The 16,401-nt window shown below is 58.7% G+C and carries 15 protein-coding genes; 5 read left to right on the forward strand and 10 right to left on the reverse strand.

The genetic code is table 11. The features are described from left to right. Positions 1 to 8: 8 nt before the first annotated feature. The 6 genes from metC to RUI03_RS06610 all read right to left on the reverse strand — a co-directional run bounded on the left by metC (position 9) and on the right by RUI03_RS06610 (position 4,735). A complete protein-coding gene (gene metC / locus RUI03_RS06585; RefSeq protein WP_317289491.1) occupies positions 9 to 1,154 on the reverse strand; it encodes a cystathionine beta-lyase in 1,146 nt (381 codons plus the stop codon). Continuing rightward, complete coding sequence (locus tag RUI03_RS06590; RefSeq protein ID WP_317289492.1) at positions 1,151 to 1,687, reverse strand: GNAT family N-acetyltransferase; 537 nt, start codon at positions 1,685 to 1,687, stop codon at positions 1,151 to 1,153. Before RUI03_RS06590 ends, metC begins: the two co-directional genes overlap by 4 nt. Then, entirely contained in the window at positions 1,684 to 2,055 is a 372-nt protein-coding gene (locus tag RUI03_RS06595) for a tRNA-binding protein (RefSeq protein WP_317289493.1), read from the reverse strand. The genes RUI03_RS06590 and RUI03_RS06595 overlap by 4 nt, the downstream gene beginning before the upstream one ends. A gap of 2 nt (positions 2,056 to 2,057) precedes the next feature. After that, the gene (locus RUI03_RS06600; protein ID WP_317289494.1) at positions 2,058 to 3,041 is read right to left on the reverse strand and encodes a cysteine synthase A; all 984 of its coding nucleotides are present in this window, start codon (positions 3,039 to 3,041) and stop codon (positions 2,058 to 2,060) included. 123 nt (positions 3,042 to 3,164) lie between these two features. After that, complete coding sequence (locus RUI03_RS06605; protein ID WP_317289495.1) at positions 3,165 to 3,689, reverse strand: porin family protein; 525 nt, start codon at positions 3,687 to 3,689, stop codon at positions 3,165 to 3,167. A gap of 149 nt (positions 3,690 to 3,838) precedes the next feature. After that, positions 3,839 to 4,735: a DUF3445 domain-containing protein gene (locus RUI03_RS06610; RefSeq protein ID WP_317289496.1), complete on the reverse strand. Its 897-nt coding sequence runs from the start codon at positions 4,733 to 4,735 to the stop codon at positions 3,839 to 3,841. 194 nt (positions 4,736 to 4,929) lie between these two features. On the opposite strand from RUI03_RS06610, the gene RUI03_RS06615 reads away from it, so the two are divergent. Together RUI03_RS06615 and mnmA are read left to right on the forward strand one after the other, a co-directional pair. Further along, the gene (locus tag RUI03_RS06615) at positions 4,930 to 6,558 is read left to right on the forward strand and encodes a family 43 glycosylhydrolase (RefSeq protein WP_317289497.1); all 1,629 of its coding nucleotides are present in this window, start codon (positions 4,930 to 4,932) and stop codon (positions 6,556 to 6,558) included. A 54-nt stretch (positions 6,559 to 6,612) separates the two neighbouring features. Further along, positions 6,613 to 7,782, forward strand: coding sequence for a tRNA 2-thiouridine(34) synthase MnmA (gene mnmA, locus RUI03_RS06620; RefSeq protein ID WP_317289498.1), 1,170 nt, complete (start codon positions 6,613 to 6,615; stop codon positions 7,780 to 7,782). Here the strand turns inward: mnmA and RUI03_RS06625 are convergent. Further along, a complete protein-coding gene (locus RUI03_RS06625; RefSeq protein WP_317289499.1) occupies positions 7,779 to 8,147 on the reverse strand; it encodes a hypothetical protein in 369 nt (122 codons plus the stop codon). The two genes, mnmA and RUI03_RS06625, sit on opposite strands and share 4 nt — an antisense overlap. A 175-nt stretch (positions 8,148 to 8,322) precedes the next feature. Between RUI03_RS06625 and sucC the strand changes: the two genes are divergently transcribed. Continuing rightward, positions 8,323 to 9,516, forward strand: a complete 1,194-nt coding sequence (gene sucC, locus RUI03_RS06630) for an ADP-forming succinate--CoA ligase subunit beta (RefSeq protein WP_317289500.1) — start codon at positions 8,323 to 8,325, stop codon at positions 9,514 to 9,516. Positions 9,517 to 9,582: 66 nt separating this feature from the next. Here the strand turns inward: sucC and RUI03_RS06635 are convergent, their stop codons facing one another. The 3 genes from RUI03_RS06635 to RUI03_RS06645 form a co-directional block, all read right to left on the reverse strand. Next, positions 9,583 to 10,371: a DUF1206 domain-containing protein gene (locus RUI03_RS06635; protein WP_317289501.1), complete on the reverse strand. Its 789-nt coding sequence runs from the start codon at positions 10,369 to 10,371 to the stop codon at positions 9,583 to 9,585. 138 nt (positions 10,372 to 10,509) lie between these two features. Next, positions 10,510 to 11,259 (reverse strand): hypothetical protein, encoded by a 750-nt coding sequence (locus RUI03_RS06640; RefSeq protein WP_317289502.1) that lies wholly within the window; start codon positions 11,257 to 11,259, stop codon positions 10,510 to 10,512. A gap of 111 nt (positions 11,260 to 11,370) precedes the next feature. Further along, a complete protein-coding gene (locus RUI03_RS06645) occupies positions 11,371 to 12,120 on the reverse strand; it encodes a hypothetical protein (protein ID WP_317289503.1) in 750 nt (249 codons plus the stop codon). Between the two features lie 283 nt (positions 12,121 to 12,403). Between RUI03_RS06645 and sucD the strand changes: the two genes are divergently transcribed. Beyond that, positions 12,404 to 13,303, forward strand: a complete 900-nt coding sequence (sucD, locus tag RUI03_RS06650) for a succinate--CoA ligase subunit alpha (RefSeq protein WP_317289504.1) — start codon at positions 12,404 to 12,406, stop codon at positions 13,301 to 13,303. A gap of 125 nt (positions 13,304 to 13,428) precedes the next feature. Continuing rightward, complete coding sequence (locus tag RUI03_RS06655) at positions 13,429 to 16,401, forward strand: 2-oxoglutarate dehydrogenase E1 component (RefSeq protein WP_317289505.1); 2,973 nt, start codon at positions 13,429 to 13,431, stop codon at positions 16,399 to 16,401.

The following is a 16,401-nucleotide window of genomic DNA, read 5'->3' on the forward strand; positions in this document are numbered from 1 at the left end:
CGGCCACTCTATCCGTTGATCGCCCTATCGAACCCTCGTTCCAGGTCTGCCGTCAAGTCGCCTATATCTTCCAGGCCTGCATGAAACCGCAGCAATTGACGTTTTTCGGTCCATGGGACCGCGCTCCGGTAGGTGCCAGGCCAGGCGGGCAGGCACAGGCTTTCATAACCGCCCCAGCTGTAGCCGAGGCCGTAGAGACCTAGCGCATCAATAAACCGCCCGGTCGTGGCATCGTCGGTCCAGTCCGCAATGACGCTGAAAAGCCCGGTCGTGCCAGTGGCCTGGGCCGCCCATATGTCATGGCCGGGATGGCTGGGCAGGCCGGGATGGATGACGGCAGCAATCTCCGGTCGCGCTTCCAGCCAGCGGGCAAGGGCGAGGCCATTTTCCTGATGCACCGCCAGGCGGCGGTGAAGCGTCCGCAGGCCACGATGGGCCAGGGCAACGTCCCGGCCTGACACCGACAGACCCAGACTGCGGGCGGTTTTCTGGACCTTTTCGGCGATGGTATCATCTCGGCTCATGACCGCGCCCATGAGCAGGTCAGAGTGCCCGCCAATATATTTGGTGATGGCCTGGATCGACAGGGCCGCGCCCATGGCCAGGGGCTTGAGATAGACCCCGGCGGCATAAGTATTGTCGACAAGCACCGGGATATCGCCAGCCGCCGAAATGATTGCCTTCAGGTCCTGCACCTCAAAGGTCAGAGAGCCGGGACTTTCACAAAAAATGGCGGCGGTATTGGGCCGGATCTGGTCCGCGATGCCCGCGCCGATCTGCGGATCGAAAAAGCTCGTCTCCACGCCCATGTCACGGAGATGCCCGGCGGCGAAATAGCGCGTCGGATCATACACACTGTCCGTGATCAGAAGATGATCACCGGACTTCACAACACTGAGGATGGCCAGTGCGACAGCCGCGAGGCCCGACCCCGTCAGTTCAGCCGTGACTGCTCCTTCAAGGTCGCAAAGGCTCTGCTCGAACGCTCGGTGCGTGGCGGTACCGGCGCGCCCATAGAAAAAGTTCGTCTTGCGGCCGCGAAAGGTGTCGTAGTCGGCGAAAAGGACCGTCGATCCGCAGTCCACTGATGGATTGACCAGACGCTGCCCATCACAGGGGCGTCCCACATGGCTATCTTTGGTTGGTCCCTTCATCCGCGCCACACCACAATGCCATCGGCCTGATCGTAAACACTGAAGCCCATCTTCTGATACAGCCGCAGCGCAGCGGGATTGTCGAGGGTACAGGTTTCGATCTGCACGCGCTTCGGACCGCTCGCCCATGCCATCATCAGGACTTCGTGGAAAAACCACGGTCCGAGGCCATAGCCTTGCGCCTCTGGCACCAGGCCGAAAAACTTGAAGTCGATGTCGGTGGGGTCACTCAGATTCAGTTCAGCGTAACCAGCCGGCCATCCATCTTTGTAAAGAACATAAATACGAACGCCCAGGGCATTGATGCGACGCGCCAGATCTTCATCGTCAAGATATCGGCGGCTGACCCATTTGTGCGGTCTCCCGACGGCATCAAACAGGTAGCGATAGTATGACAGCGGCATGTCGTCCGCCACCATCAGTGCGACCTTACCCGCAGGCGGGGCAGGCGGATTGCCGGGGGGCGGCTTTATCGCCTCAAGATAGGTGATCTTGACGGAAATCTTTTCTTTGATGTCCTGCCTCGCCTTCATAGTAGTCTTGTTCCGTCAGGTATCGCGCGGTCCGGCGCCGTAAGCACGATGGCGCCATCACTGTCCGCAAAACCGAGCGTCAGCACCTCAGAGAGAAAGGGTCCGATCTGACGCGGAGGGAAGTTGACGACTGCCATCACCTGCCGCCCGACGAGGGCATCTCGTTCATATAGCGTGGTAATCTGGGCTGACGATTTGCGGATTCCCACGCCAGGCCCAAAATCGATGGACAGCTTATACGCAGGCTTTCGGGCCTCAGGAAATTCGCTTGCAGAAACAATCGTCCCCAGACGAATATCCACCTTGGCGAAATCGTCAAAAGTGATCGGCTCCAGCGCAGGCGCGGCGGGATCGAGAACGAGATGCATGTTCAGCTCAGCCAGGGCGGCGTGGGTAGCCCTTTTTCTTTCAGCCAGACAGGGTTGTAGAGCTTCGATTGATATCGGTTGCCGTAATCACACAGGATCGTCACGATCGTGTGGCCCGGCCCCATATCGCGGGCCAGTTTCATCGCACCGGCAATATTGATGCCAGCGGAGCCGCCAAGGCAAAGCCCTTCTTCCACCGTCAGCGCAAAGAGGATCTTCAACGCCTCGGCGTCCTCGACCTGATAGGCGTCATCAATCTTTGTGTCGGCAATATTCGCCGTGATGCGGCCCTGGCCGATGCCTTCCATCACGGAGCCGCCGCTGGAGTCGAGTTCGCCGGTCTTGACCCAGGAAAACAGCTTCGCCCCCATGGGGTCGGTCAACGCGATGCGGGTATTGCCCCGTTCCTGCAGCGCGCGCGCAATACCCGCGAGGGTGCCGCCAGACCCGACAGCGCAGGTGAAGCCGTCAATTTTGCCGTCAGTCTGCTGCCAGATTTCCGGACCGGTCGTGTTGTAGTGGGCGTCACGATTGGCGGTGTTGTCGAACTGGTTGGCCCACACCGAGTTCGGGGTCTCCTTGGCCAGCCGTTCGGACACGTGGATGTAATTGTTCGGGTCGGCATAGGGGACTGCATCGACCTCAACCAGCTCACCACCCAACAGCCGGATCGCGTCTTTTTTCTCTTCGGACTGGGTGCGCGGCATGACGATGCGCACATTATAGCCCTTGGCCTTGCCGACGAGGCACAGCCCAATGCCGGTATTGCCAGCCGTCCCCTCTACGATCGTGCCGCCGGGTTGCAATGCGCCGGAGCGCTCTGCGTCCTCGACGATCGACAGCGCAGCGCGGTCCTTGACCGACTGGCCGGGGTTCAGGAACTCGCATTTGCCAAGGATTGTGCAGCCGGTTTCTTCAGAGGCGCGACGCAGTTTGACGAGCGGTGTGTTGCCGATCAGCGAGAGGACGGTTTCATGTGTTTCCATGGGGCTCGTTTAGCCGCGTCCCGCCCGCCGGGGCAACGCCGGATCGCTCAACAGGGTATTAGAAAGCAAGAAAGCCGCCGTCCTCTCGGACGACGGCCTTGCTCTCACGGGGCGCTGCTACGACTAGAAGCGGTAGACGTAGGATGCCGAATACAGATCGGCTTCTGCGTCATCGTCAAAATCATAGCGTGTGTAGTCTGCGCGCACGCCGTGCTTGTCGGTGAAGCGGTATTCAGCGCCGGCACCATAGGCGAGGCCATCTTCGCTCTCGTCAATGGCTAAACCTGCGATATCAGCCTCCACTTCGGAGGTGACCCAACCGGCCCGGGCGAAGACCGAGAATTGATCCGTCACCGGATATTGGGCCTTACCATAGGCGCCAAAGCTGTAGTTAAGTTCCGCATCGCCACTGACAGCGCCGATCGAGAAATCTTCTTCGCCGACACCGATCAGGGTTTCGGCTTCAACACCGAAATAGTCGTTGAAATCGTAGCCAGCGCGGAGGTTGACGGCGTCAAAATCCACATCGTCTACGGACAATACGGAATAGCCGATGCCAAGATTGACACCATCAGCGACACTGTCCTGTGCATGGGCGACGGACAGGGTAGAGGCAGCCGCAAGAGCGGCAATAGCAACAGTTTTCATCACGAGGTCTCCTTTGACCTTCAAGTTCAGGTGAGGGATCGGCCGATCCAGTGAGCGTGATGTGCGAAGGGGAATATTGCGTTGCAACGGGGGCGGAGGGTGAAGACAGGTTTGCGCTCGGCGCACGAATGCCAGTCTTGAACTGGCCTCTAGCGCGCCGTGACTGCTTTCTGGCGTTCCTCAAGGGCCTGCACGACATTTTCTTGCGCCGGACCCAGGCCTTTATAGGCGATTTGATCCTTGTCCATGGATCTGATGGCGCTGGCGATGTCACTCAAGAGCTGCGGCTCGGCCCTTTCGAGGGCGTGTAGGGGATCGACATAAGTTTTGATCGCGAAGACAATCGCATTTGATCTCGGAAGCTTGCGCAGGCTCTGCCGTTCAATCCGCATGAAGGCATTCGCCAGAATGGACTGATCTGACATACCCATAAAGCGTGGTGCGTGCGGCAGGTTTGGCAGGTGCAGAGTGGGTTCGTCATGCAGCGACCAATTGAGCCGCCAGACCGGCTGTTCAGGTTTGAGATGATCGAATATCCGCTCAACCCGTGCAGCCATTCTGTCGGCGAAGCCGGGAACGGGCGCATGGATACGCAGCATCGGTTGCTCGAACTTGTCGGCGAGTGACCAGTGGGACGGGAAACACAGGCTCGCTGCATCAAGCCGCCATCCATCGTCATGGCGGATCATGAGACATAAATCTTCGTCGATCAGGCGCGACGCTGACAGGAGAGGGCGCAGCGGATCATATCGGACACATCGGTCCTGTCGCGTGAGCACGATATCGCCATCACTCCGCACGTAGTCGTCTGGAAAATGCTCGACCAGATAGGCCGTCAGCAGGGACCAGACTTCCTCCTGCGCAGGCAGGCTTTGGTGCGTTGCCTGAAAGACGGTATCCAATTTTCCGGCAAACAACGCGTCTTTTTCCGCCAGGCGATCCGCGAGATGAGAATCAAGTTCAATCCAGCCCGCTTCTTCCATCCTGTTCAGGGCGATCTGAAACCCCGCAAAACCATTCCTGTACGGCGTATAGATAGGCGTCATCGGAAGTGATCCGTCAGCTGCATGGTCTGGAATGAGTCTTCGCTGAAAATGCAATCGGTTCCAAGCCGTTAAAGCTGGACATCACGCGGCCGCTTGCCTTGACACCGGTGTCAGGATTTGCCACGCCTAAGGCAGAAAAAGCGGCTGAAATGGGCCGCAATGATCGGCGCCGTCATCAGGCGCGCGGGAGGAAAATGACCGTCAATCGCAGAGATGCCCTTAAATCCGTTGGCCTCACGGGCTTATTGTTGGGGACCACTTTTCGCAGCCCGGCCGCGGCCGCACAAACGGAGCCGGTCGATCGTTGCGACGCGCCGGATCTGGCCTGGCCGCGCGGCATTGAAGGGCAACGCAAGGCCGATATGGGGAACGGATCGTTTCTCAATCCGCTGATGGCGGGAGATCATCCGGACCCGTCCATCGTCAAGGATGGCGATGACTATTATATGACGTTCTCAACTTTCAATGCCTATCCCGGCCTGGTGATCTGGCATTCGAAGGATCTCGTGAACTGGCAACCTATCGGTCCGGCGCTGACGAAAAATGTCGGCTCCGTCTGGGCGCCGGAGCTAACCAAGCATGACGGCCGGTTCTATCTCTACATCCCGAGCAAGGAGACGGCGACACCGGGCTCCAAGACCACGTCATGGGTGATCTACACGGATGACATTCGCGGCGAGTGGTCCGATCCGATCGACCTGCAACTGCCCTATCATATCGACCCCGGCCATGCCGTGGGTGAGGACGGCAGTCGTTGGCTGTTCCTGTCCGGCGGTGATCGCATCCGTCTCTCCGATGATGGTCTGTCGACGGTTGGTGAGGTTGAACACGTTTATGACCCCTGGCGCTATCCGGATGACTGGATCGTGGAGGGATTTGCCCCCGAAGGGCCGAAGATTACGCGGCATGGGGACTATTTCTATCTCATCACTGCGGTGGGTGGCACAGCCGGTCCGCCAACCGGGCATATGGTCATTGCAGCGCGATCCAAATCCATCAACGGGCCGTGGGAGCAGCATCCTCGCAACCCGCTGGTCCGGACCGAATCCATGGATGAAAAATGGTGGTCACGCGGCCATGCGACCCTCGTCGAAGGCCCGAAGGGTGACTGGTGGGGTGTCTATCACGGCTATGAGAATGGGTTCTGGACGCTGGGACGTCAGGCGCTGTTGGCGCCTGTGACTTGGAGCGATGACGACTGGCCGGAATTTGGCGGCGGCGATCTCTCGCAGCCGATCAAGAAGCCCGTCGAGAGCCGGAACCAGGTTCACGGGCAAGCCCTGTCAGATGATTTCTCGACCGACAAATACGGAATCCAGTGGAATTTCTTCGAACCCGGGGCAGATGAGGCCAAGCGGATTACCCGCAAGAACGGTGTCCTGCATCTGGCCGCCAGCGGCGTCTCGCCGGCAGATGGATCGCCGCTGATCGTCGGCGTTGGCGATCAGGCCTACGAATTCGAGTGCGATATCGAGATCGATGACGGCGCCACCGCCGGGCTCCTCCTGTTCTATGACGACAAGCAATATTGTGGCGTCGGTTTCGACAAGGACCGCTATGTCATGCACCAATATGGGCTCGAGCGTCATCGGCGGCACAACCCGTTCGGGAAGCGATTGCACATGAAGGTGGTCAACGACCGGCACATTGTGAGCTTCTTCATGTCCGCAGATGGCAAGAGCTGGGACCGGTTTGACCGCGGGATGGAAGTCTCCGGCTATCATCACAATACCCGCGGCGGTTTTCTCGCCCTCAAGCCCGGTTTCTACTCTGCTGGGGAGGGGGAAACCCGTTTCCGCAATTTCCGCTATCGCGCGCTTTAACCGGCCCATAGGTCGGGGGTACCAACGGCGCTCATCCATCGCTATATGCGGCGGATGAGCACCACACCCATCACCGATAAAATTGCCGCTGAGCTTGATCTGGGCCTGCCCAAGGGTGCGCGCGTGGTCGTGGCCATGTCCGGCGGGGTTGATTCGTCGGTGACGGCAGCGCTCGTCCACCGGGCCGGTTACGAGGCGATCGGCATCACGCTGCAGCTCTATGATCACGGTGTGGCGATCCAGAAAAAAGGCGCGTGCTGCGCCGGGCAGGACATCCACGATGCGCGTCAGGTCTGTGACGCGCTGGGCATCCCGCATTACGTTCTCGATTACGAAGATCGGTTCGGCGATGCGGTCATGGAAGATTTTGCCGATACCTATCTGGCGGGCGCAACACCTATTCCATGCGTGCGCTGTAACCAGCGGGTGAAGTTCCGCGATCTGCTCGAAACATCTCGCGACCTTGGCGCACAGGCCATGGCGACAGGCCACTATATTCGTCGTACGGACGATGATGAGGGGCTTGCCCTTCGCCGTGCCTATGATGCGGGCAAAGATCAGAGCTATTTCCTGTTCGCGACCACGCCTGAACAGCTATCGTTTTTGCGCTTTCCGCTCGGTCACCTGCCGAAGGAGACGACGCGGCAGATGGCAACCGAGCTAGGCCTCATCGTGGCGGACAAGCCGGACAGCCAGGATATCTGTTTCGTCCCGGAGGGCAAATATGCCAGCGTCGTCGAACGGCTGCGCCCTGGCGCGTCCATGCCTGGCAACATCGTCCACATCGACGGCACCGTTCTGGGCCGTCATCAGGGGGTAATCCATTATACCGTGGGGCAGCGGCGCGGTCTCGGCATCGGGGGCGGGGACCCGCTATTCGTCATTCGTCTGGATGCTGACAATCACAATGTCATCGTCGGACCACGCGAAGCGCTGTTGATAGAGGACATCGTCCTGTCGGAAACCAATTGGCTCGGACCTGACGCATTGGCGGACACGCCTCAATCCGTGCGCGTCAAAGTCCGGTCAACGCGGCCGCCAGAACCGGCGACGGTTTGGCAGTCAGGCGGCAAAGTCCGCGTTCGCCTGACCGACCCGCAGGAGGGTGTCGCACCGGGGCAGGCTTGCGTATTCTATGCGTCACAAGGTGACCGCGTGCTCGGTGGCGGCTGGATCCGTCAGACGGTACCCGCCGCCAATGCAGAGGCGCTGTTGACGGCCTAGGCGGTCTCGCGCTTACGGGCGGCGCCGCCCGTTTTCCGCTGTTGGTTGACGTGGTTTACGTCCCTCTCGTGCTGATCGATATCCGTGGGCACCTTTGGCACGACCGGCGCGCCCGACATATCGTCATCGCTTGGTGTTTCCGCATAGGCGGTCTTGTCGCCCGGCGGAAACGCTGTGGGCAGGCTGCGAAGACCACGGGTCATCTGCATCATCTGATGCTGGTACGCCTGCAAAAGGTTGAGTGACACCTGACACGAGCTGGCCATCAGCCGGGACATCATGTCGAGATTATTCCTGTAGATTGTGAAGACCATGGGCTCAGACGCGCTGTGCGGCTGGTCATTCTGGGGGAGATATGTGGACATGGGGCTTTTCCTTCCCAGTGCCGGTAAAATTGCACTGGATACAGAACTAATCGCTGGGCGAGTGGGATGTTCCGGTCGGACGATGAAATGAACACATCAGATGGATTGCCCCTGACGGCCAAACTTGGTCTAAGGGCGGCAAAATGATTCCGCCGCGATTTTGAGGACTAGCCCCATGAACATCCATGAATATCAGGCCAAACAGCTGTTGAAGGAATTTGGCGCACCCGTCGCCGAGGGCGTCGCCGTCCTCGACGCTGCGGAGGCAAAGGCCGCGGCTGAAAGCCTTCCAGGTCCGCTCTACGTGGTCAAAGCCCAGATTCACGCCGGTGGCCGCGGCAAGGGCAAGTTCAAGGAGCCAGCGGCTGGCGAAAAGGGCGGTGTGCGCCTGTCTAAATCCCCTGAGGATGCGGCGGCGCAGGTCAAGGCCATGCTCGGGCACACGCTCGTCACCAAACAGACTGGCCCAGAGGGGAAAGTCGTCAACCGCATCTACATCGAAGACGGTGCCGACATCGACCGCGAGCTGTACCTGTCGGTGCTGGTCGATCGTGCCTCTGCCAAGGTGGCATTTATCGCGTCGACAGAAGGCGGGATGGATATCGAGGAAGTCGCAGAATCGACGCCCGACAAGATCGTGACTGTTCCGATCGATCCGCTCGGCGGCCTGACCGATGCTGACGCTGCGAAAATCTGCGATGCACTCAAGCTCGAGGGCGACGCCAAGGCGGATGGCATGGCGCTGATGCCCATTCTCTACAAAGCCTTTGTCGAGAAAGACATGGACATGCTGGAGATCAACCCGTTGATCGTCATGACCAATGGCCGCCTCCGTGTTCTCGATGCCAAGATGAGCTTCGATGCGAATGCCGAATACCGGCACCCAGAACTCGAATCGCTGCGGGACGAAACGGAAGAAGATCCATCAGAACGCCGCGCGGCTGAGCACGAGCTGTCCTACGTGAAGCTTGATGGCAATATTGGCTGTATGGTCAATGGTGCAGGGCTTGCGATGTCGACCATGGACATCATCAAGCACTACGGCGCCGAGCCAGCAAACTTCCTGGATGTGGGTGGCGGCGCAACCAAAGAGCGCGTGACAGAGGCTTTCAAGATCATCACCTCCGACCCGGGCGTTGAGGGCATTCTCGTGAACATCTTCGGCGGCATCATGCGCTGCGACGTCATTGCCGAAGGCGTTCTTGCGGCCGTGAAAGAGACCGGCCTGTCCGTGCCGCTGGTGGTCCGTCTGGAAGGCACCAATGTGGATTTGGGCAAGCAGATCATCAATGAGAGCGATCTCGACGTGATTGCGGCCAACGACCTTGATGACGCGGCTCAGAAGATCGTGGCGGCCGTCCAGGGCTAAGTCCAAACCCACCGAGTACTCGAAAAGGCGCTTCCTTTCGGAGGCGCCTTTTTTCTTGGATCGATCTTACTGGGGATCGGGGATCATCCGGTACCGTGCCTGAATGAAGCTGAAGACGGCGAAGGCGATCAGACCGAGGGAGATAAAGGCGAGCAGGTAGCTGCCATAGGGTTGGGCTGCCAGCCAATCCAGTGCCCCGCCGATGCCTCGGGCATTATCAGGGCTCGCGGTCGCTGCCGCAAAGATCAGGAAGCCGCCGATAATCGCAAACACGACGCCGCGAGAAATCAGACCGGTTTTGATCGTGGGATTGATCCACCCATTCTGATCGGGGATCCGCGTGTGGCTCTTATATTCCTCGTTCAGCGCTTTCTTGCACTGCGCGCCGGCCGCAACGAAGGCGATGATACCGGCAATACCAACAAGAATACGGCCAAAGGGCGCGCTCATCAGGTCGGCAACATATTTGTCGGGGCCACCACTTGAACCGGCATCACCCATCAGCAGACTGAAGGCATAGATGCCCAGCGCAATGTGGAAGACGCCGCTACCAGCATGGGCCAGACGATGCGCAATGCCTTCCTTGTCAGAACAAAAATTTTCCAGATCCAGTGCGGCAGATACAAGGCGCCATAGAGCATAGCCGAACAGGCCAAGTGCAACGAGGGCGAGAACAATCTGTCCGAATGTGTTCTCGCTAAGGGTCTGCAGGGCGCCTTTTGAGCCGGTTGTGCCGCCGCCAGAACCGACTGCCGCCATGAACGCAAGGCCGCCGATCAGGCCGTACGTCACCCCGCGCGCGGCAAAGCCTGCTCTTGAAAGATTTTTATAGAGATCTTTGTGATCGGTGTTCATGGCGCCTCGCACGGGTTTCTGAATTATACGATAGAAAACGAACGATCAGGGCGCCAAGTCGTTCCGGAGCACGCGATGTACAGTACACAACGAAAAACGCCCCGCTCAGCGGGGCGTCCTCCTTCATGACAATCAGTCTTATGCAGACTGTTGTTTTTTCTTGCGCATACGAACACCGACGCCGCCGAGACCGGCTGTCGCGAACAGGAGTGCAGCGGCTGGGATCGGCACTGGATCAAGCGCTGCGACCGCGACGGGCAGGATCGAAACGTAGCCGCCTGTACCATTTACTTCGCCATCCGTACCGGCACCGGCACCCGCAGGGACAATACCGCCGTGGATCACGATTTCACGCATTGCCAGAGGCAGGAATTGCGCGAGGGAATAGGTCGTTCCCGTCACGGGCGAGAAGAGAGGATCCGTATCCAGATCGAATGTCACGCTGTAATTGAGAACGCCATCGGCCGCAAACATGTACTGATCTTCCGTCGCGCCGAGGTCGGACGGACCCATCGTCAGTGACCGCATGACATCGCCATAGGCACCGACAGCCTCGAGCACTTCAATGTAGCCGTCGCCGTCAGCGTCAAAGGAGGCATCCGGTTCAATCGACTCGACCGGATTACCGTCAGCATCAAGAGCGCCGTGGATGTGCATGATGTGGCGCTGTTCAGCCAGGCCCATTGCCATCAGATTGACGGTCAGCTCATTGGTATTCTTGTTATAGACAAGGGTACCGCCGCCGCTGACGCCAGAATCATTCAATTCCGAGAGCGTATAATTATAGGTGATGAGGTGGGCCGCTTGCGCAGATCCACCAATGGCCAAGCCGCCAAGGGCAATGGTTGCAGCGCCAAGGGTGGTCAGATTTTTCTTTGATATGGGCACGTATGTTTCCTCTCAGGTTGTGATACACACAGAGAAGGTACGGTTAACTTCTGAGAAGGTTTCAAAGTTCCTCCACAATTATTTACCATTCCATACGAGTGGGTGGTCGCTTTACCTGCGCTCGGCGCCGGGCGTCTCAGCGGCATGCCGCATCTGAAAAAGACCTAGCCGGTCACACAGCATGAATACGCCGACGGGCGCGAAGGACAGGGCCATCATTTCACCGCCTTCTTCAATGAGACGCAACGGCAGTTCGAACGGGTTCGATGCATCTTGCTGCGCGAAGCTGTGAATGAGATCGACCCCGACAGCGAACACGGCGAACAGACCGACAATGCCAATGAAGAGAATCGCCAGATGACGGCAGGCTTTGTCGCCCTGTAGAATACTGTAGGCCATGGCCCCCAGGAACCCGGCGCCGAGAAGCCCGAAGACGATCAATTCCCCCCAGAACTGTTCCGAGATCAGCCGTCGGCCGACAGACTCATGAAGGTGAAACAGATTGTCGAGCGTCACATAGGCGAGACCTAAGGCCAGAACAGCCGGCAATAATCGCCGCTGCCGGACAGTCACGAGGACCAAAAGCGCGGCTGTTGCGAGCAGTTTCGCTCCCTCCCACCGTTCCGGCCAGGTGCCGTCGTAATTCATGTTGATCGCGTGGATATAGGGAATGGTCTTCGTCCACATCCCTGCATTGAGCGCGATGAAAACCAGGTCAACGGCCAGAAAGCTGACAAGGGCGAGCTGAAGGACAGGTCGCGACGCCGCATACCGCGCATACCCCGCGAGCACCTTGCGAACGTCATTCACCGACGACTGCTGCAATGGAAATGGCAGCTGCTGGATGTCGTAAAACGCCATGTGGCCACCTCCCGCAACGAATTGTTAAGCTTTTGTGACGCGATCTGACACCAACTAGCGTCCATATGCAAAAAGAAAAGCGCACTGGGTACTTATTGCGCGTTCAAGATAGAAAATGCTCCGGCCCGGATTTCATGCAATTGCCCCTTGCTGCTCGACCGCTCAGCAGTGCTGCAGCACAAACTTGGGAAAAAGGTGATGATGGGTCGGGCCAGCGGTTGCAGGGGTGCGCGCACAAGCCTATGGGGTGCCGGATTCTTAGACGTTCGAAGGTAGGCCGAGCATGTCCATTCTGATCGATAAAAACACCAAGGTCATCTGTCAGGGTCTGACCGGCAAAACCGGGACGTTCCACACTGAACAGGCCATTGCCTATGGTACCAAGATGGTCGGTGGTGTTGTGCCGGGTAAGGGCGGTCAGACTTGGGAAGCCGGTGAAGCCGCACCAGGGGCGACCCTGCCGGTGTACAGCTCAGTGGCTGATGCAGTGGACGCAACCGGGGCAAACGCGTCTGTCATCTACGTGCCGCCGAAATTCGCCGCAGCATCGATCCTCGAAGCCATCGACGCCGAAGTGCCGCTGATCATCGCCATCACCGAAGGCATTCCGGTTCTGGACATGGTGCAGGTAAAAGCGCGCCTTGAGAAATCAAATTCCCGCCTGATCGGCCCCAACTGTCCCGGCGTCATCACGCCAGACGAATGCAAGATCGGCATCATGCCAGGTCACATTCACCGTCGGGGTTCAGTGGGCATTGTGTCGCGCTCCGGCACGCTGACGTATGAAGCCGTCCATCAAACGACCGCTGCTGGCCTTGGCCAGACGACGTGCGTCGGCATCGGCGGCGACCCCGTGAAGGGCACTGACTTTATCGATGTCCTGGAAATGTTCCTTGCCGATCCGGAAACGGAATCCATCATCATGATTGGTGAGATCGGCGGCTCTGCAGAAGCGGATGCCGCGCAGTTCCTGAAAGAGAACAAGGTCAAGAAACCAACCGTTGGCTTCATCGCAGGCGTTACAGCGCCCCCGGGCCGTCGCATGGGCCATGCGGGTGCCATCGTTTCAGGCGGTGCCGATACCGCCGAGGCAAAAATTGCGGCCATGAACAGCGCCGGTATCGCCGTTTCGCCAACGCCAGCGGCGCTTGGCACGACGTTGGTAAGCCTTCTGAAAGGTTAATGGCCGAAGGCTAATGGAGAATGCTTGAACGACCTGCCGACGGGTATAGTAAACGAGGGCGGTCAAGCCGATATGACAACCCCAGGGCCGGGATTTGACCCGGCATCGTTCGAGGACAAAAGTCCATGCCCCATGACGGTTCGCAAGGCGATTCGTTTTCCAAACGCGACGTACTCGCGGCCACCTCGTTTCTATCGGGGGGCAATCAGCAATATCTGCTGAAGCAGTACAAGGCCTATGTTGAGAACCCGCAATCGGTTGAACCCGAATTGCGGGCCTTTTTCAAAGAGCTTGGCGATGACGACCTCGCATCCATGAATGCGAGCGGCCCCAGCTGGGCGCGGCCCGACTGGCCACCTCAACCCAGCGACGAACTCACCGCCGCAATGGACGGAGACTGGAGCGCTCTGGACGGGGTGTTCGAGGAAAAGGTCGCTGCACGCTCGCCCGAGCTGTCGCCAGTTGATGTCGCCTCGGCCGTACGGGATTCGATCCGTGCGCTGATGCTGATTCGGGCTTACCGTATTCGCGGCCACATGATCGCCGATCTCGATCCGCTCGACATTCGCGCAGCGGCCATTCACCCTGAGCTCGACCCGGCGTTTTACGGCTTCAACGAAGGCGATTACGAGCGCGAGATCTTCATCGATCATGTCCTCGGTCTTGAAACCGCTAACCTTAAAACCATTCTTGAAATTCTGCGTCGGACCTATTGCGGGACCTTTGCCGTTGAATTCATGCACATCACCGACCCGACGCAGAAGGACTGGATCCAGCGTCGGATCGAGGGGATGGATAAGGAAATCAAGTTCACGGACGATGGCCAGCGGGCGATCCTCCTGAAACTGATCGAGGCCGAAGGCTTCGAAAACTTCCTGCAGGTCAAATATACGGGCACGAAGCGGTTTGGTCTTGATGGGGGCGAGGCAATGGTGCCGGCCCTTGAGCAGATTATCAAACGCGGCGGCGCACTCGGCGTCGATGAAATCATCGTCGGCATGCCGCACCGTGGCCGCCTGAATGTCCTCGCAGCCGTGATGGGCAAACCCTATCACCAGATCTTCCACGAGTTTCAGGGCGGGGCGGCGATCCCATCCGACGTCGGTGGCTCAGGCGATGTAAAATACCACCTTGGTGCCTCCTCCGACCGGTCGTTTGACGGCAATGAGGTTCACCTGTCGCTGGCGGCGAACCCGTCTCACCTGGAAGCGGTGGATCCGGTCGTGCTCGGCAAATGTCGCGCAAAGCAGGACATGAACCCATCCGACAAGGTCGAGGTGCCCCGTACCCAAGTTCTGCCATTGTTGTTGCATGGCGATGCGGCGTTCGCGGGGCAGGGCCTAATCGCGGAATGCTTCGGTTTCACGGGCCTGCGCGGCTATCGCACCGGCGGGACGATCCACTTTATCGTGAACAACCAGATCGGCTTCACGACCAGCCCGAAATTCTCGCGCAGCTCACCTTATCCGTCGGATGTGGCGAAGATGGTGGAAGCGCCGATCTTCCACGTGAATGGTGACGACCCTGAAGCGGTCGTCTACGCCGCGAAGGTGGCGGCGGAATTCCGCATGACCTTCGGCCATGACGTGGTCATCGATATGTGGTGCTATCGCCGCTATGGTCACAATGAAGGTGATGAACCGTCTTTCACTCAGCCGCTCATGTACCGCCAGATTGCTAATCACAAGACGACGCGTGCGCTGTATGCGGAACGTCTGATTGCTGAGGGTCTGGTCACGCAGGAATGGGTCGACAACGAGATGGAGAAATTCCGCTCGTTCCTCGACGAAGAATTTGCCAAAGGTCGTGATTACGAGCCCCAGAAAGCCGACTGGCTCGACGGGAAATGGTCCGGCTTCAAACCTCCACAGGACGATGAACGTCGCGGCGATACCGCGGTCGAAATCGAGAAGCTGAAGACGATTGGCAAACGCCTGACCCACGCGCCAAGCTCGTTCAAGATCCACCGGACCTTGGAGCGGATCCTCAAGGCCAAGGCCGAAATGATCTCCACGGGTGAGAATATTGACTGGGCGACCGGTGAAGCGCTCGCCTATGGATCGCTCCTGATGGAGGGCTATCGCGTCCGCCTTTCAGGCCAGGATTCCGTGCGCGGCACGTTCAGCCAGCGGCATGCCCAGTTTGTCGATCAGGCCACGGAGAAGCGCTATACGCCGCTCCGTCACCTGTCGGACGACCAGGCACAGTTTGAAGTCATCGACTCCAACCTGTCCGAGTTCGCCGTGATGGGATTTGAGTATGGCTATTCGTTGGCTGACCCGACGACGCTGACCCTGTGGGAAGCGCAGTTCGGCGACTTTGCCAACGGCGCACAGGTCATTTTCGATCAGTTCATATCATCGGCCGAACGCAAATGGCTGCGGATGTCGGGTCTCGTCCTTCTGTTGCCGCACGGCTATGAGGGCCAAGGGCCTGAGCATTCCTCAGCGCGTCTTGAGCGGTATCTGCAGAGTTGCGCACAGGACAATATTCAGGTGGCGAACTGCACGACGCCTGCGAACTATTTCCACATTCTCCGTCGTCAGATGAAACGCGACTTCCGCAAGCCGCTGGTCCTGATGACGCCAAAATCACTGCTGCGTCACAAGCGCGCCGTCTCGACCCTTGAAGAGATGGGTCCGGGCTCAAGCTTCCACCGTGTGCTGTGGGATGATGCCGAGTATCGTCCTGGCAGCACGGTTGAGCTGGTCCCGGACAACATGGTTCGCCGGGTCATCATGTGCTCGGGCAAGGTCTATTATGACCTGCTGGAAGAGCGCGAAAAGCGTGGCATCTCGGATGTCTATCTGATGCGCGTCGAACAATTCTACCCGTTCCCGCTGAAATCGCTGATGAAAGAATTGAAGCGGTTCGACGAGGCGGAGATGATCTGGTGCCAGGAAGAACCGCGCAATATGGGCGGCTGGACATTCATCGAGCCCTATCTCGAATGGACGCTGAACCAGATCGACGCCAAACATACACGCCCACGTTACGTTGGGCGGCCTGCATCCGCCGCAACCGCCACGGGGCATGCTGAACAACATCGTCACGAACTTGAAGCCTTCCTCGATGAAGCGCTGAGCACGGAGAGTTAA

The organism is Parvularcula sp. LCG005 (assembly GCF_032930845.1).
Classification (GTDB): domain Bacteria; phylum Pseudomonadota; class Alphaproteobacteria; order Caulobacterales; family Parvularculaceae; genus Parvularcula.

Excerpts from the sequence above, each read along its gene's own strand:
- RUI03_RS06595 (WP_317289493.1), bottom strand. The coding sequence starts at position 2,055 with ATGCATCTCGTTCTCGATCCCGCCGCGCCTGCGCTGGAGCCGATCACT.
- RUI03_RS06590 (WP_317289492.1), bottom strand. The coding sequence starts at position 1,687 with ATGAAGGCGAGGCAGGACATCAAAGAAAAGATTTCCGTCAAGATCACC.
- RUI03_RS06610 (WP_317289496.1), bottom strand. The coding sequence starts at position 4,735 with ATGACGCCTATCTATACGCCGTACAGGAATGGTTTTGCGGGGTTTCAG.
- RUI03_RS06635 (WP_317289501.1), bottom strand. The coding sequence starts at position 10,371 with ATGAACACCGATCACAAAGATCTCTATAAAAATCTTTCAAGAGCAGGC.
- RUI03_RS06600 (WP_317289494.1), bottom strand. The coding sequence starts at position 3,041 with ATGGAAACACATGAAACCGTCCTCTCGCTGATCGGCAACACACCGCTC.
- RUI03_RS06625 (WP_317289499.1), bottom strand. The coding sequence starts at position 8,147 with ATGTCCACATATCTCCCCCAGAATGACCAGCCGCACAGCGCGTCTGAG.
- RUI03_RS06605 (WP_317289495.1), bottom strand. The coding sequence starts at position 3,689 with ATGAAAACTGTTGCTATTGCCGCTCTTGCGGCTGCCTCTACCCTGTCC.
- RUI03_RS06615 (WP_317289497.1), top strand. The coding sequence starts at position 4,930 with ATGACCGTCAATCGCAGAGATGCCCTTAAATCCGTTGGCCTCACGGGC.
- metC (WP_317289491.1), bottom strand. The coding sequence starts at position 1,154 with ATGAAGGGACCAACCAAAGATAGCCATGTGGGACGCCCCTGTGATGGG.
- RUI03_RS06645 (WP_317289503.1), bottom strand. The coding sequence starts at position 12,120 with ATGGCGTTTTACGACATCCAGCAGCTGCCATTTCCATTGCAGCAGTCG.
- mnmA (WP_317289498.1), top strand. The coding sequence starts at position 6,613 with ATGAGCACCACACCCATCACCGATAAAATTGCCGCTGAGCTTGATCTG.
- RUI03_RS06655 (WP_317289505.1), top strand. The coding sequence starts at position 13,429 with ATGCCCCATGACGGTTCGCAAGGCGATTCGTTTTCCAAACGCGACGTA.
- sucD (WP_317289504.1), top strand. The coding sequence starts at position 12,404 with ATGTCCATTCTGATCGATAAAAACACCAAGGTCATCTGTCAGGGTCTG.
- sucC (WP_317289500.1), top strand. The coding sequence starts at position 8,323 with ATGAACATCCATGAATATCAGGCCAAACAGCTGTTGAAGGAATTTGGC.